15 protein-coding genes are annotated in these 13,541 nt (G+C 62.5%); 9 read left to right on the top strand and 6 right to left on the bottom strand.

The features are described 5' to 3' along the window. Positions 1-80: 80 nt before the first annotated feature. Both KDB76_RS18230 and KDB76_RS18225 read left to right on the top strand, forming a co-directional pair. Positions 81-446, top strand: a complete 366-nt coding sequence (locus tag KDB76_RS18230) for a hypothetical protein (RefSeq protein ID WP_013973123.1) — start codon at positions 81-83, stop codon at positions 444-446. 64 nt (positions 447-510) lie between these two features. After that, on the top strand, positions 511-996 hold the full coding sequence (locus tag KDB76_RS18225; protein WP_024087342.1) for a glycoside hydrolase family 104 protein: 486 nt from the start codon (positions 511-513) through the stop codon (positions 994-996). Positions 997-1,069: 73 nt separating this feature from the next. Here KDB76_RS18225 and KDB76_RS18220 read toward each other — a convergent pair whose 3' ends face one another. Next, complete coding sequence (locus tag KDB76_RS18220) at positions 1,070-1,252, bottom strand: hypothetical protein (protein WP_003259487.1); 183 nt, start codon at positions 1,250-1,252, stop codon at positions 1,070-1,072. 94 nt (positions 1,253-1,346) lie between these two features. Continuing rightward, positions 1,347-1,691, bottom strand: coding sequence for a hypothetical protein (locus KDB76_RS18215; RefSeq protein WP_015270813.1), 345 nt, complete (start codon positions 1,689-1,691; stop codon positions 1,347-1,349). 162 nt (positions 1,692-1,853) lie between these two features. On the opposite strand from KDB76_RS18215, the gene KDB76_RS18210 reads away from it, so the two are divergent. Next, complete coding sequence (locus KDB76_RS18210) at positions 1,854-2,675, top strand: shikimate 5-dehydrogenase (protein WP_024087341.1); 822 nt, start codon at positions 1,854-1,856, stop codon at positions 2,673-2,675. Positions 2,676-2,802: 127 nt separating this feature from the next. On the opposite strand, the gene KDB76_RS18205 is transcribed toward KDB76_RS18210, so the two are convergent. From KDB76_RS18205 to KDB76_RS18195, 3 genes are all read right to left on the bottom strand, one after another. Further along, positions 2,803-3,045, bottom strand: coding sequence for a hypothetical protein (locus KDB76_RS18205; protein ID WP_023660829.1), 243 nt, complete (start codon positions 3,043-3,045; stop codon positions 2,803-2,805). 97 nt (positions 3,046-3,142) lie between these two features. Next, a complete protein-coding gene (gene gloA, locus KDB76_RS18200) occupies positions 3,143-3,670 on the bottom strand; it encodes a lactoylglutathione lyase (protein ID WP_013973118.1) in 528 nt (175 codons plus the stop codon). A gap of 225 nt (positions 3,671-3,895) precedes the next feature. Further along, positions 3,896-4,255 (bottom strand): histone-like nucleoid-structuring protein, MvaT/MvaU family, encoded by a 360-nt coding sequence (locus tag KDB76_RS18195; protein WP_015270810.1) that lies wholly within the window; start codon positions 4,253-4,255, stop codon positions 3,896-3,898. Between the two features lie 360 nt (positions 4,256-4,615). Here KDB76_RS18195 and KDB76_RS18190 point away from each other — a divergent pair, with 360 nt between their 5' ends. Both KDB76_RS18190 and cobF read left to right on the top strand, forming a co-directional pair. Continuing rightward, positions 4,616-5,905, top strand: coding sequence for an OprD family porin (locus KDB76_RS18190; protein WP_024087340.1), 1,290 nt, complete (start codon positions 4,616-4,618; stop codon positions 5,903-5,905). 67 nt (positions 5,906-5,972) lie between these two features. Then, the gene (gene cobF, locus KDB76_RS18185) at positions 5,973-6,722 is read left to right on the top strand and encodes a precorrin-6A synthase (deacetylating) (RefSeq protein WP_013973115.1); all 750 of its coding nucleotides are present in this window, start codon (positions 5,973-5,975) and stop codon (positions 6,720-6,722) included. Positions 6,723-6,843: 121 nt separating this feature from the next. On the opposite strand, the gene KDB76_RS18180 is transcribed toward cobF, so the two are convergent. Then, a complete protein-coding gene (locus KDB76_RS18180; RefSeq protein WP_013973114.1) occupies positions 6,844-7,194 on the bottom strand; it encodes a response regulator in 351 nt (116 codons plus the stop codon). A 246-nt stretch (positions 7,195-7,440) separates the two neighbouring features. Between KDB76_RS18180 and KDB76_RS18175 the strand changes: the two genes are divergently transcribed. The 4 genes from KDB76_RS18175 to KDB76_RS18160 are packed head-to-tail and all read left to right on the top strand — an operon-like array spanning position 7,441 to position 13,518. Continuing rightward, a complete protein-coding gene (locus KDB76_RS18175; RefSeq protein WP_024087339.1) occupies positions 7,441-10,908 on the top strand; it encodes a response regulator in 3,468 nt (1,155 codons plus the stop codon). Next, positions 10,905-11,726, top strand: coding sequence for a protein-glutamate O-methyltransferase CheR (locus KDB76_RS18170; RefSeq protein WP_003259474.1), 822 nt, complete (start codon positions 10,905-10,907; stop codon positions 11,724-11,726). The genes KDB76_RS18175 and KDB76_RS18170 overlap by 4 nt, the downstream gene beginning before the upstream one ends. Continuing rightward, positions 11,723-12,298, top strand: coding sequence for a chemotaxis protein CheB (locus tag KDB76_RS18165; RefSeq protein ID WP_013973112.1), 576 nt, complete (start codon positions 11,723-11,725; stop codon positions 12,296-12,298). Before KDB76_RS18170 ends, KDB76_RS18165 begins: the two co-directional genes overlap by 4 nt. Beyond that, positions 12,292-13,518: a hybrid sensor histidine kinase/response regulator gene (locus KDB76_RS18160; RefSeq protein ID WP_024087338.1), complete on the top strand. Its 1,227-nt coding sequence runs from the start codon at positions 12,292-12,294 to the stop codon at positions 13,516-13,518. The genes KDB76_RS18165 and KDB76_RS18160 overlap by 7 nt, the downstream gene beginning before the upstream one ends. Positions 13,519-13,541: the final 23 nt, after the last annotated feature.

Below are 13,541 nucleotides of genomic sequence, written 5' to 3'. Positions count from 1 at the left end.
AATTAATCATGCAAGCAAGGAAAGCCACCGAGAAGCTGTTCTCCAGGGCTTACGACATCACCATTGGTAATGAGGTTTTCATGGATCCGACTGACCTCGGCCCAGGCACCATCACCTGGCTGGGCGGAACAGGCACCGTGTTGCTGGGCGCATTCCTCTGGCTGCGCAAGTGGCTGTCCAGGGATGCGGCTGACCGTGCCATGGACAACGCTGATATTGGCGTGGTCCGGCGCCTGAACGAGTTGCTCGATATCGAGCGTGACGCCCGAAGAGAAGCACAGGCCAGGGCCGATCAGTTTGCAAAGGAACGCAATGAACTGGTGATCACTGTAGGGCGCCTGGAAGGCAAGATCGAAGCGCTGACCAGTCGAGGTGGCCATCCACCCCGGCAGGTCACCGTCCAGGGCGAGGGCGTCGCCCGCCTGCGCGGGAAGCAGGGTGAGTGAGGCGGCCCGCAAGACAAATTCTGTTCACGCCCATGCGTATGGGCTTCTTCTGCATGGAGACAACATGGCTCGATTGGATTCTGCCGCTGTCGGCGGGGCGAACGTGCTCGCGTTCCTGGACATGCTGGCCTGGTCCGAGGGTACCTCGACCATCGCTGCCAGCGACGATGGCTACAACGTCCTGGTCGGCGGCCAACTGTTCAATGACTACAGCGGGCACCCGAAGCAGAGGGTGTGGTTGCCCAGCTACGGCATCCACAGTTCTGCGGCTGGGCGGTACCAGATTCTGGCCGGTACCTGGGATGCCATCGTGAGTACCTATGGCTTCAATGGCCGCTTTACCCCTGAGGCCCAGGACCTGGCGGCAATCAAGTTGCTGAGCGAACGCGGTGCCTTGGCACTGATAAAGGCTGGCCGCATTGCCCAGGCGATCGCCAAGGCCGCGCCTATCTGGGCCAGCTTGCCTGGCGCGGGCTACGGTCAGCGTGAGCACCAGTTGGCCGCGTTGTTGGCAATGTTCGTTGCCTGCGGCGGGGAGGTGCAGGCGTAACGCCCAGGCAAAAAAAGACCCGCCAGGTAGGCGGGCCAGAAGGGCGTAGGGAGCAACGCACAACAAATACGGGTCAGGCGACCATGGTGCCTGGTTGCAACTGTTCGACCAGGGCCTGGGCCGAGGCGCGGGTCGGCATCGGGCCGCTTACGGCTTCGCCGTTGCGCACCAGGTACCAGCATGCGAGCAGGCCCTGCTCACGCAGCGAAGCGGGGACGGCACTGCCAACAACGGACATGATCTGGATAGTGGCCATGTGGACCTCCTGTAAAACATGGCCCTACCTTACGCAGCAGCCGGGGCGGTTTGAAATTAACTTCCTCGATAGTGGTCATTGGTTCTATCAACATTTACCAGCGCGGCGGGCCGTAATACACCGGTGGCGGACCGTAGTAGGTGCGGTAGCCCGGAGGCGGTGGTGCTGGCACGTAGTACGGCTGGTAGTACACCGGCGGTGGCGGTGGTTGCATGTACACCGGGGGCGGCCCGTAGTAGACCGGTTGGCGCTCGACGTACACGGTACGGTCACGCCCGCCATAAACCGTCGCCCCGACCACGGCGCCAACCACGGCCGCACCCAGCAGCGGGCCGGGGCCGTACCAACCGCCATGGCCATGGCCGCCGTGGGCGACAGCGGGTGCGCTGATGGCCAGGGCACCGACCAGCAGGGCGATTCCGGGAATGTGACGGTTCATGAAGAAACCCTCGCAAGGACACCCCAAGTGTGGGGTCCTATTACTATGACTCCACTCTTCGTCAGCTGAGCACGGGGGAACGGTAAAGGTTGTGTAAGGGACGACCAGCGGTTACCTCTGTTACGCTGAACAAACGTTTCAGTTATGACAAAGGAGCAGGTTATGTCGGCAACTCCAAGCAGAGACACCGTGCTGTGCATTTCCCTGGCCGGTCGCCCCGGCACCTTCGGTGTACGGTTCCACAACCACCTTTACCAGCAGCTCGGCCTGGACTTCTACTACAAGGCCATGCGCACCGATGACCTGCCGGCGGCGGTGGCGGGCATTCGCGCTTTGGGTATCCGCGGTTGCGGGGTATCGATGCCGTACAAGGAGGCCTGCATGGCCCTGGTCGACGAGATCGACCCATCGGCTGCGGCCATCGAGTCGGTCAATACCCTGGTCAATACCAATGGCCACCTGAAGGCCTACAACACCGATTACCTGGCCGTGCGTCAGTTGCTGGCGCAGCACCAGGTCGACCCGTCCACGGCGTTTGCCCTGCGCGGCAGTGGCGGCATGGCCAAGGCGGTAGCCAGTGCCTTGCGCGATGCCGGGTTCGCCGAAGGCATCATCGTTGCGCGCAACGAGCAGGCGGGGCGGCAGCTGGCGGATGTGTGTGGTTATCGCTGGGTGGCGGAGCTGGGCGACCTGTGCCCACCCATGCTGGTGAACGTGACGCCGATCGGCATGGCGGGCGGGCCCGAGGCCGAGGAGCTGGCGTTTTCCGAGAACGCCATCGCCGCGGCGGCGCGGGTGTTCGATGTTGTGGCGATGCCGGAGAGCACTCCGTTGATCCGCCGAGCGCGGGCGTTGGATAAGCCAGTGATCACCGGGCTGGAGGTGATTGCGCTGCAGGCGCTGGAGCAGTTCGTGCTTTACACCGGGGTGCGACCCACCCTGGCGCAGGTGGAGGCGGCGGTGGCGTACGCCCGGGATATCTGATTATTCCTGTGCCGGCCCTTTCGCGGGTAAACCCGCTCCCACAGGGATAGCGCACGCATGTAGCAACGGCGCTACCCCTGTGGGAGCGGGTTTACCCGCGAAGAGGCCGGCACAAGCATTGACAAGGTCAGAACACCTTGTGCCCTTCATCCAGCTGCTGGTCGACCAGCGCCCGGCCATGGGCCAGCGACACATGCTGTGCGTTCTCGAGGTCGGAGAAGAACTTCATCGGCATCGACATGCGCCTGCTGGTGTGCCCTTCGGGGTCGGTAATCAGGCACCCGGCGGCATAGGGCAGGGGGGAATCGGGGTGGGGCATCACGCTGGCGGTGATGGTGTGCTTGCGATATTCACAGTGAAGAGATTGCATCGTCCTTACCTCGCTGTGGCATGTGAAGCAGTTACCTTCATATACCACAGCAAAGGGCCGGGAGTTCCCGGCCCGACGAGCGAGCAGCGATGAGTGCTCAGCCTTTGAGCTCGGTCGGCTGGATGACTTCGACCCAGTAACCGTCCGGGTCCTTGACGAAGGCCAGGTGGTTCATGCGCCCGTCCTGCAGGCGTTTCTGGAACGGTACACCCAGTGCCTCGAAGCGTGCGCAGGCTTCGCGTACGTCCGGTACCGAGACGCAGATGTGGCCAAAGCCGCGCGGGTCGGTGTTGCCGTTGTGGTAGGCGAACTCGGCATCGTTTTCGGTGCCGTGGTTGTGGGTCAGTTCCAGCACGCCCGGAATAGACTTCATCCACTGGTGGCGTTCGTTGTCATCGGCCGGGATCTGCGCCGGGTCGACCAAGGCCAGGAAGTACAGGCTGAAGGCAGCTTCGGGGAAGTCGCGCTTGTCTACCAGGCGGAAACCCAGCACGCGGGTGTAGAAGTCCAGGGACTTTTCGATGTCCTTTACCCGCAGCATGGTGTGGTTGAAGACGAACTGGGCGGTGGCGGCGTCCGGTTGGGCGGTGACGCCAGGCAGGGTTTGCAGATCGTGCAGGCTCATGGGAACTCCTGAGACGGGGCCGGGCGCAGGGCACCGGCAAAACAGACAGGCTGGCCATGATACGGCAGTGTGCCGATTGCGCAAATGAAAGCGCCCTGCACAAGGCAGGGCGCTGGAATTAGAGGCCCGCATGTGCGGGCGCGTGATGGGGTCGCTAGTCCTTTAGCTGTCTCGATACTGAGCCAGCCCTTGTGAAAAAAGTGTGAAGTGCGTGTGGACGTTTCATCAGCGTACCCAGCTTTCTACCGTGGCGGCGCCGTATTGTTCTTTCCAGGCCTTGAGCCCACGGTGGTTGCCGCCTTTGGTCTCGATTCGCTCGCCGGTATGCGGGTTGGTGTAAACCTTTACCACGCGCGCGCGGCGCTGTTGCTTGGGTGCTGCACTGGAAACCCGGGCCACTGCCTTCGGGTCGAGGATGGCGATGATATCGCGCAGGCTCTTGTCGTAGCTTTTCATCAGGCCGACTAGTTTCTGCTCGAATTCGATTTCGCGTTTGAGGCCGGCATCCTTTTTCAACGCTTCCAGTTGCGCCATCTGTTCCTGGAGCGCTTTTTCGGCAGCACGAAACTCTGCAAGTCTGGACACTGTAATCACTCCTGTACGTCGGTCGTGGCAGGGCGTGACGAACATTGAAGAAGAATAAAAACGCCGGCCACGCGGGTGGGTTCCGCTGTTCGCTGATATCGAGTGTAGTCATTCATGGGTACTGGGTAAACTGCAAACTTTTTGTAAGTAAGCAGGGAACTTTCCTAGTTTTGCGTGCGGTATTGTCCGGTTTTTCCGCGGTTGTCTTGTGGCGCGCTTAGACCATGGTCCAATGGCCGTGCCAGAGGCTTCGCGCGATCATTTCAGATGATGGCCGGCTATTGTTCGGCCCCCTCGCAGTACCGTGGCCAACACGTGCCACAGGTTGTTTACTCGCCTTGATTCCGGATGTTTTCTCCCATGTTTGCCCCTTTCCCCCTCGCCCCCGGGCGTCGTGTTGCCGGCTTGTTCCTGTTGTGTGCCGGCGTCAATGCCCAGGCCGCCGGTTTTCTTGAAGACAGCAGTGCAAAGGTCGAAGCACGCAATGTCTATTTCAACCGGGATTTTCGTGACGGCCACAGCAGTTCCAGCCAGGGTGCGTCCAAACGCGAAGAATGGGCACAAGGTTTCATCCTCAATGTGCAGTCGGGTTACACGCAGGGGCCGGTAGGTTTTGGCGTGGATGCGCTGGGCATGTTCGGCTTCAAACTTGACTCCAGCCCGGCGGACAGTAACAGCGGCCTGTTGCCGTCTTCCGGTCACGACCCGCGCCACTCGGCCGACCAGTACGCGAAGATGGGCCTGGCGGCCAAGGTCAAGGTTTCCAGTACCGTGCTCAAGTACGGTTCGATGATGCCGGATGTACCGTTGCTCAAGTACAACGATGGCCGCCTGCTGCCGACCATGTTCCATGGCGCCATGCTCACTTCCGAAGAAGTGCGCGACCTGAAGTTCACCCTGGCCCGCCTGGACAAGTACACCGCACGGGATTCCACCGACCGCCAGGACATTCGCGTGCATTGCAAGAACAAGCGCTATGCCTGCGGTATCGAGGCTGATCACTTCGACCTGGCTGGTGTCGATTACCGTTTCAACGAACGCTTCAGCGCCCAGTACCAGGTGGCCAAGCTGGAGAACATCTACCGCCAGCACTTCCTCGGCCTGGTGGCCAGCCAGCCATTGGCGGTGGGCAGCCTGTCGGCAGACCTGCGCTTGATCAAGAGTGATGACATCGGCAATGCCCGCGCCGGCGAAATCGACCATCGCGCGTTCAGCGGCATGCTCGGCTACAGCCTGGGTGGCCACAAGCTCAGTGCCGGTTGGCAGCGCATGTATGGCGACAGTGCCATGCCATACCTGGATGGCACCAACCCTTACCTGGTCAACTATGCCCAGGTCAACGACTTCGCCGCGGCCCAGGAGCGTTCCTGGCAGGTGCGTTATGACTATGACTTCAAGGCCCTGGGCGTGCCTGGCCTGACCTTCTTCACCCGTTACATCAACGGTGACAATATCAAGGTGCCGGGCAGTACGGCCGAAGGCAAAGAGTGGGAACGCGACACCGAGTTCAAGTACCAGGTGCAAGGTGGCACGTTCAAGGACGTAAGCGTGCGTCTGCGTAATTCAACTTACCGCAGCAATTATGAAAAATGGGCGCGTGACATGGACGAGACACGGGTCATCGTCAGCTACAACTTCTCCATCTTCTGACGGGGCGCTTTGCCAAATACCGGCAGCCACCTGACAATGGCTGCTGGTTTCCGCAAAGGGCAGGGCAATGAAAGACCTGTTGTTGATCGGCATCGGCCCCGGTGACCCGCGCCAGGTCACCTACGAGGCGGTCGATGCACTGCGCCAGGCCAGTGTGTTCTTCGTGCTCGACAAAGGCGGCGACAAGGACGAACTGCTGCGCCTGCGCAAGGCCATCCTCCAACGCTACCGGCCCGAGGGCGGCTACCGCCTGGTGCAGGTGGCCGACCCTGCACGCGATGGCCAGGCCGATGACTACCTGGGCGCGGTGCAGGACTGGCACCGGCAGCGTGCGGCGCTGTATGCCCAATTGATCGAACAGGAGATAGGCATTGGGGAAACCGGCGCCTTCCTGCTGTGGGGCGAGCCGACGCTGTACGACAGCACCCTGCGCATCCTTGGCCTGGTCCGCGAGCGTGGTGTGGCGCTGCGCCTGCAGGTCATTCCGGGCATCAGCAGCGTGCAGGCGTTGGCAGCGCGCCATCAGGTGCCGCTCAACCGCATCGGTGAGCCGTTGACCGTATTGCCAGGGCGGCGCCTGGCCGGGCAGGGGCAGATCGACAATGTGCTGGTGATGCTCGACGGGCAGTGCGCGTTTGCCCGGCTCGATGATCCGGCGTTGATGATTTACTGGGGCGCGTACCTGGGGACTGCGGATGAGGTGCTGATTGCCGGGCCGTTGCAAACGGTGAAGGCACAGATACTGGAGGTGCGTGAGCGGGAGCGGGCGCGCAAGGGGTGGATCATGGATAGCTACCTGTTGCGCAGGGAACTGTAGTCAGCTACAGCCTGTGCCGGCCTCTTCGCGGGCTAGCCCGCTGCCACAGGTATTCCACTGCACTCAAACTTGTGCTGACCCTGTGGGAGCGGGCAAGCCCGCGAACCAGGCGGCACCGATTTCAAGGGTTACCCAGAATGGCCTGCACCTTGTCGCGCAACTGGTCGATGCTGAACGGCTTGCCGATCAGGTGCATGCCCTCCGGTACATTGACGTTCTCGGCATAGCCACTGGCGAACAGCACCGGCAACAGCGGCCGCAACTCGCGCGCCTTGCCGGCCAGCTCTTCGCCACCCATGTCTGGCAACCCCACGTCGGTCAGCATCAGCGCCAACTCCTGGCCCGGGTCCTCGATAATGCGCAGCGCCGCGCCGGCATTGTCCGCCTCGATGACCCTGTAGCCCAGTTCGTCGAGCACTTCGACCATCAGCATGCGTACGATGTCGTCGTCTTCGACTACCAGAAGGTGCATGGTTCGGATCCTGTGCTAATGAATGTCTTTAATCTGTGCTCCAGATGGCAGCAGAAGTTCCCGAGGATACCGGGCACTGCAATCAGATGGAACGTTTGGCGCACGCTGCCTTCAAATACTGGCTAAATGCCCTGCCAGACCCGGCAAAGCTGGTTAGACTCGCTTAACAGGACGGCGCAGTGGCAGATAATGACAAAGACAGATCCGCCACACTTTTCAATGGACTTTTAGCTCGGGCGTTTTCACATGATTCAAGCAGCCTCGATGGACCAGCGAAGCTTCCGCAAGCTGTTGAGCCGCAACGTCGGCCTACCCCTGGGGGTTGGCCTGCTGGGGGCCGTGGCCTTCGTTGCGGTGATCAACTACCTGCTTTCGGCCTTGCAGTGGGTCGAGCACACCGACCGGGTGATCGGCAATGCCAACGAAGCGGTCAAACTGTCGATCGACATGGAAACCGGCATGCGTGGCTTCCTGATCACCGGCGATGAGCGTTTCCTCGACCCCTACGAGGTGGCCAAGCCGCGCATTTTCGGCAGCCTGCAGAGCCTGCGCGGCATGGTCGAGGACAACCCGCAACAGGTCGAACGCATCGACCGGCTGATCGCCCTGCAGCAAGCGTGGAACACCTTCGGCAGCGAGATGATCAACTTGCGCCGCAGCCAGGGTGATTACCGCGCCTTGATCGGCAACGGCCGCGGCAAGCGCCTGACCGATGAGATCCGCAAGGAGTTCGACAACCTCATCGGCAGCGAACAACAATTGCGCATGGCGCGCAACGAGCGGGTCAACAGTGTGACCGTCACGGTCATGTCGTCCTTCGTGCTGTTCATCGTCGGCCTCAGCGCCTTGCTGGCCTACCTCGGGCGGCGCGACCTGCTGGCGCTGTCCGCTACCTATGACGAAAACTTCCAGGCCCAGCAGCGCGCCGCCGAGCGCCTGGAGCATCAGGCCTGGCTGCGCAACGGGCAGACGCAACTGTCCGAACAGGTGCTCGGCCAGCTGACCCTGCCCATGCTCGGTGACAACATCCTGCGTTTCTTCGCCAGCTACCTGGGCAGCGTGGTAGGCGCGTTGTACGTGCGTGACGAACATGGCCGCCTGGTGCGTGTTGCCAGCTATGGCCTGGATGCCGAGGAGCAGGCGCGCGAGCAGGTACTGGGTGACCACGAGGGGCTGCTGGCCCAGGCCGTGCGCGAAGCGAGGCTGCTGCGCCTGGACGACTTGCCTGAAGACTATTTCCAACTCAGCTCCGGCCTTGGCAGGGGCCTGCCGCGCAGTGCCATGCTGATGCCCTCCAGCGACGACGGGCAGATCAACGGCGTGCTGGAGCTGGGCTTCCTGCGGCCGTTGCAGGAGCGTGACGAAGAGATGCTGCAGCGGGTCCGTGGCAACGTCGGTATTTCCATCGAAAGCGCCCGTTACCGGCAGCGCCTGCAGGAGGTGCTGGCCGAAACCCAGCAACTGAACGAAGAGCTGCAAGTGCAGCAGGAAGAACTTAAAACCGCCAACGAAGAGCTCGAAGAGCAATCCCGCGTGCTCAAGGAGTCCCAGGCCCACCTGGAAACCCAGCAGGCGGAGCTTGAGCAGACCAACGAGCAGCTGTCGGAGCGCACCGAGGCGCTGGACCGCAAGAACGACGAACTGCTCCAGGCCCAGGACGAGCTGCAGGCGCGTGCCGAGGAACTGCAGCGTTCGAGCAAGTACAAGTCCGAATTCCTCGCCAACATGTCCCACGAGTTGCGCACGCCGCTGAACAGCTCGCTGATCCTGGCCAAGCTGCTGGCGGAAAACGGCGAGGGCAACCTCAGCGACGAGCAGGTCAAGTTCGCCGAATCCATCTATTCGGCCGGCAACGACCTGCTCAACCTGATCAATGACATTCTCGACATCGCCAAGGTGGAAGCCGGCAAGCTGGAAGTGCGCCCTGAAACCACTCAGGTGGAGCGCCTGGTCGAAGGCCTGCGCAGCATGTTCGAGCCGTTGGCCGGGCACAAGGGCCTCGCCTTCGAGGTGACCACCGAGGCGCAGGTGCCGGCCACGCTGTTCACCGACCGCCAGCGCCTGGAGCAGATTCTCAAGAACCTGCTGTCCAACGCCATCAAGTTCACCGAGCGCGGCCAGGTCAGCCTGAACATCGGTTACCAGCCTGGCACCGGCATCGTCTTTGCCGTGCGCGATACCGGCATCGGCATCGCCGCCGACCAGCAGCAGGCGATCTTCGGCGCATTCCACCAGGTGGATGGCACCAGCAACCGCCGTTATGGCGGCACCGGCCTGGGCCTGTCGATTTCCCGCGACCTGGCGCACCTGCTGGGTGGGCAGATCAGCGTCGACAGCAGCCCCGGCCAGGGCAGTGTATTCAGCCTGATCCTGCCGGAGCGCTATGAGCGCGTGGCGCAGGATATCGAGCCGCTCAGCCTGCGCCCTGCGGTCGATAGCCTGCCACCCGCGCCGCAGGCACCAGTGGTGGCGGCACCGAAACGCCCGACACCAGTGTTTGCCGATGACCGTGAGCGCGCGCCGTTCGGCAACCGCTGCATCCTGGTGATCGAAGACGAACCGAACTTCGCCCGCATCCTCTTCGACCTGGCCCACGAGCTGGGTTACAGCTGCCTGGTGGCGCAGGGCGCCGACGAGGGCTTCGAACTGGCCGTGCAGTACATCCCCGATGCCATCCTGCTGGACATGCGCCTGCCCGACCATTCCGGCCTGACCGTGCTGCAACGCCTGAAGGAGCAAGCGAGCACCCGGCACATCCCGGTGCATATTATTTCCGTTGAGGACCGCGTCGAGGCCGCCATGCACATGGGTGCCGTCGGCTACGCGGTCAAGCCCACCAGCCGTGAACAACTCAAGGAAGTTTTCGCCCGGCTGGAGGCCAAGCTGACCCAGAAGCTCAAGCACATCCTGCTGGTGGAAGACGACGACCTGCAGCGCGAGAGCATTGCCCGTCTGATCGGCGACGACGATGTCGAGATCACCGCCGTGGCCATGGCCCAGGATGCCCTGGCGTTGCTGCGCGAGAATATCTACGACTGCATGATCATTGACCTCAAGCTGCCAGACATGCTCGGCAACGAGTTGCTCAAGCGCATGACCGCCGAAGACATCCGTGCCTTCCCGCCGGTGATCGTGTATACCGGGCGCAATCTTACCCGCGAAGAAGAAGCCGACCTGCTCAAGTATTCGCGCTCGATCATCATCAAGGGCGCACGCTCGCCGGAGCGCCTGCTCGACGAAGTGACGCTGTTCCTGCACAAGGTCGAGTCGCAGCTGTCCAACGAACGCCAGCGCATGCTCAAGACCGCGCGCAGCCGCGACAAGGTTTTCGAAGGCCGCAAGGTGCTGCTGGTGGACGACGACGTGCGCAACATCTTTGCCCTGACCAGCGCGCTGGAGCACAAGGGCGCGATCGTCGAAATCGGCCGCAACGGCCGCGAGGCCATCGAGCGCCTGGAGCAGCATGACGACATCGACCTGGTGTTGATGGATGTGATGATGCCGGAAATGGACGGCTTCGAGGCCACCCGGCTGATCCGCCAGCAACCACGCTGGCGCAAGCTGCCGATCATTGCCGTGACCGCCAAGGCGATGAAGGATGACCAGCAGCGTTGCCTGCAGGCCGGCGCCAACGACTACCTGGCCAAACCGATCGACCTGGACCGCTTGTTCTCGCTGATCCGTGTGTGGCTGCCGCAACTGGAGCGAATTTGACTAGCGAACGTAACACCGATATCGAAATCCGCTTGCTGATCGAGGCCATCTACCTCAAGTACAGCTACGATTTCCGCAACTATTCCGGCGCGTCGATCAAGCGCCGGATCCTGCATGCGCTGCGCCAGTTCGACTGCCTGACGGTGTCGGCGCTGCAGGAGCGCGTGCTGCACGACCCAGGCATGTTCATGCAGTTGCTGCAGTACCTGACGATCCCGGTCAGCGAGATGTTCCGCGACCCGGGGCACTACCTGGCGCTGCGCAACGAAGTGGTGCCGCTGCTGCGCACCTGGCCGTCGATCAAGGTGTGGATTGCCGGCTGCAGCACGGGCGAGGAGGTGTATTCGATGGCCATCCTGCTACGCGAGGAGGGCCTGCTGGAGCGCACCATCATCTATGCCACCGACATCAACCCGCATTCGCTGGACAAGGCCAAGCAGGGTATCTACTCGATGCAGAGCATGCGCGAGTACGCCGAAAACTATCGCATCGCCGGTGGCCGACGGGACTTTGCCGAGTACTACACGGCCGCCTACGGCAACGCCATCATGGACAGCACCCTGCGGGACAACGTGACTTTCGCCGACCACAGCCTGGCCACCGACAGCGTGTTTTCCGAAACCCAGCTGGTGTCGTGCCGCAACGTGCTCATCTACTTCAACAAGGAACTGCAGGACCGCGCCCTGGGCCTGTTCCACGAGTCCCTGTGCCACCGCGGCTTCCTGGTGCTGGGCAGCAAGGAATCGGTGGATTTCTCCGCCTACAGCGAGCGCTTCGAGCCGCTGGTCAAGCCCGAACGGATCTACCGCAAGTCATGAAAGGCGTACGCGCGATGGTGATCGGCGCCTCGGCCGGCGGCGTTACAGCGCTATTCAGTGTGCTGGGCGCGTTGCCGGCCGGCTTCGCCATTCCGGTAATTTGCGTGCTGCACCTGCCGGATGACCGCCACAGCCAGCTGGCCGAGGTGCTGCAACGTCGCCTGCGGCGGCCAGTGTGCGAGGCCTGTGACAAACAGCCGCTGCGCCCCGGGCAGATCTACGTGGCCGGGCCGGGTTATCACCTGTCGGTGGAGCGTGACCTGACCCTGTCGCTGAGCCAGGAGCCGCCGGTGCATTTTTCCCGGCCGGCGATCGACTACCTGTTCATGTCGGCGGCCGATGCCTATGGTGCCGGCCTGCTGGGCATGTTGCTCACCGGGGCCAACGAGGATGGCGCAGAAGGCCTTGCCTATATCAAGCGCAATGGGGGCCGGACCGTGGTCCAGGACCCTTGCGACGCACAGGTGGCGCTGATGCCGGAGGCCGCACTGGCCCTGCACCAGCCCGACCATATTCTTTCTCTGAGTGGCATCGAGCGATTGCTCGCCGCCCTGGAACCCAGCGCATGCTAAGCCACACCATCGCCAAACTGCTGATCGTCGACGACCTGCCAGAAAACCTGCTGGCCCTCGACGCCCTGCTCCAGGGCCAAGACCGCGAGGTGCACCAGGCCCAGTCGGCCGAGGCAGCGTTGTCACTGTTGCTCGAGCACGAGTTCGCCCTGGCCATTCTCGACGTGCAGATGCCGGGCATGAACGGTTTCGAGCTGGCCGAGCTGATGCGCGGCACGGAAAAGACCCGCAACATCCCCATCGTGTTCGTCACTGCCGCCGGGCGCGAGATGAACTACGCGTTCAAGGGCTATGAAAGCGGCGCGGTGGACTTTCTGCACAAGCCGCTCGACACCCTGGCGGTGAAGAGCAAGGTGTCGGTGTTCGTCGACCTGTACCGCCAGCGCAAGGTGCTCGACCGCCAATTGCAGGCCCTGGAACGCAGCCGCCAGGAGCAGGAGCTGCTGCTGGCCCAGCTGCAGACAGCGCGGGGTGAACTGGAGCATGCCGTGCGCATGCGCGATGACTTCATGTCGATCGTGTCCCACGAGGTGCGCACCCCGCTCAATGGCCTGATCCTGGAAACCCAGCTGCGCAAGCTGCACCTGGCACGCGGCAACCTTGCCGCCTTCAGCGTCGACAAGCTGCAGGCCATGGTCGAGCGCGACGAGCGGCAGATCAACAGCCTGATCCGCCTGGTCGAAGATATGCTTGATGTATCGCGCATCCGCACCGGCAAACTGTCGCTGCGGCCCAAGGCGTTCGACCTGGGCCAACTGGTGCGCGGCCTGGTGGAGAACTTTGCTGCTCAGGCCAGCGCACTGGACACCCATATCGAGTTGCAACGCTGCGAGCCGCTGCTGGGCGAGTGGGACGAGTTTCGCATCGAGCAGGTGCTGGCCAACCTGTTGTCCAATGCCTTGCGTTATGGTGAGCGCAAACCGGTGCAGGTGCGGGTATTCGAGCAGGACGGCCTGGCCTGCGTGCAGGTGCAGGACCATGGCATCGGCATCTGCGTTGCCAACCAGCAGCGCATCTTCCAGCAGTTCGAGCGGGTCGCCACCCAGCAGGCCAGTGGTGGGTTGGGCCTGGGGCTGTACATATCGGAGCAGATCGTCCAGGCCCATGGCGGGCGCATATTGGTGGAGAGTGAAGAGGGCAAAGGCGCCACCTTCACCTTGCAATTGCCACTGGCAACCTGCGAACAACAAAACGACCAGGCAAGGGCAACCTCTGCGTGAGCCTGGGGTCTGATGGCCAGCTG

Origin of the sequence: Pseudomonas sp. JS425 (assembly GCF_018223845.1) — a bacterium.
Lineage (GTDB): Bacteria > Pseudomonadota > Gammaproteobacteria > Pseudomonadales > Pseudomonadaceae > Aquipseudomonas > Aquipseudomonas asiatica.
The sequence above is the reverse complement of the archived record's forward strand: the minus strand, read 5'-3'. Positions and strand labels throughout refer to the sequence as shown.

Bases quoted from the DNA above. Each gene is read 5' to 3' on its own strand.
- gloA (WP_013973118.1), bottom strand. From the start codon at position 3,670: ATGAGCCTGCACGATCTGCAAACCCTGCCTGGCGTCACCGCCCAACCG.
- KDB76_RS18220 (WP_003259487.1), bottom strand. From the start codon at position 1,252: ATGGCCACTATCCAGATCATGTCCGTTGTTGGCAGTGCCGTCCCCGCT.
- KDB76_RS18190 (WP_024087340.1), top strand. From the start codon at position 4,616: ATGTTTGCCCCTTTCCCCCTCGCCCCCGGGCGTCGTGTTGCCGGCTTG.
- cobF (WP_013973115.1), top strand. From the start codon at position 5,973: ATGAAAGACCTGTTGTTGATCGGCATCGGCCCCGGTGACCCGCGCCAG.
- KDB76_RS18225 (WP_024087342.1), top strand. From the start codon at position 511: ATGGCTCGATTGGATTCTGCCGCTGTCGGCGGGGCGAACGTGCTCGCG.
- KDB76_RS18175 (WP_024087339.1), top strand. From the start codon at position 7,441: ATGATTCAAGCAGCCTCGATGGACCAGCGAAGCTTCCGCAAGCTGTTG.
- KDB76_RS18180 (WP_013973114.1), bottom strand. From the start codon at position 7,194: ATGCACCTTCTGGTAGTCGAAGACGACGACATCGTACGCATGCTGATG.
- KDB76_RS18215 (WP_015270813.1), bottom strand. From the start codon at position 1,691: ATGAACCGTCACATTCCCGGAATCGCCCTGCTGGTCGGTGCCCTGGCC.
- KDB76_RS18230 (WP_013973123.1), top strand. From the start codon at position 81: ATGGATCCGACTGACCTCGGCCCAGGCACCATCACCTGGCTGGGCGGA.
- KDB76_RS18205 (WP_023660829.1), bottom strand. From the start codon at position 3,045: ATGCAATCTCTTCACTGTGAATATCGCAAGCACACCATCACCGCCAGC.
- KDB76_RS18165 (WP_013973112.1), top strand. From the start codon at position 11,723: ATGAAAGGCGTACGCGCGATGGTGATCGGCGCCTCGGCCGGCGGCGTT.
- KDB76_RS18160 (WP_024087338.1), top strand. From the start codon at position 12,292: ATGCTAAGCCACACCATCGCCAAACTGCTGATCGTCGACGACCTGCCA.
- KDB76_RS18210 (WP_024087341.1), top strand. From the start codon at position 1,854: ATGTCGGCAACTCCAAGCAGAGACACCGTGCTGTGCATTTCCCTGGCC.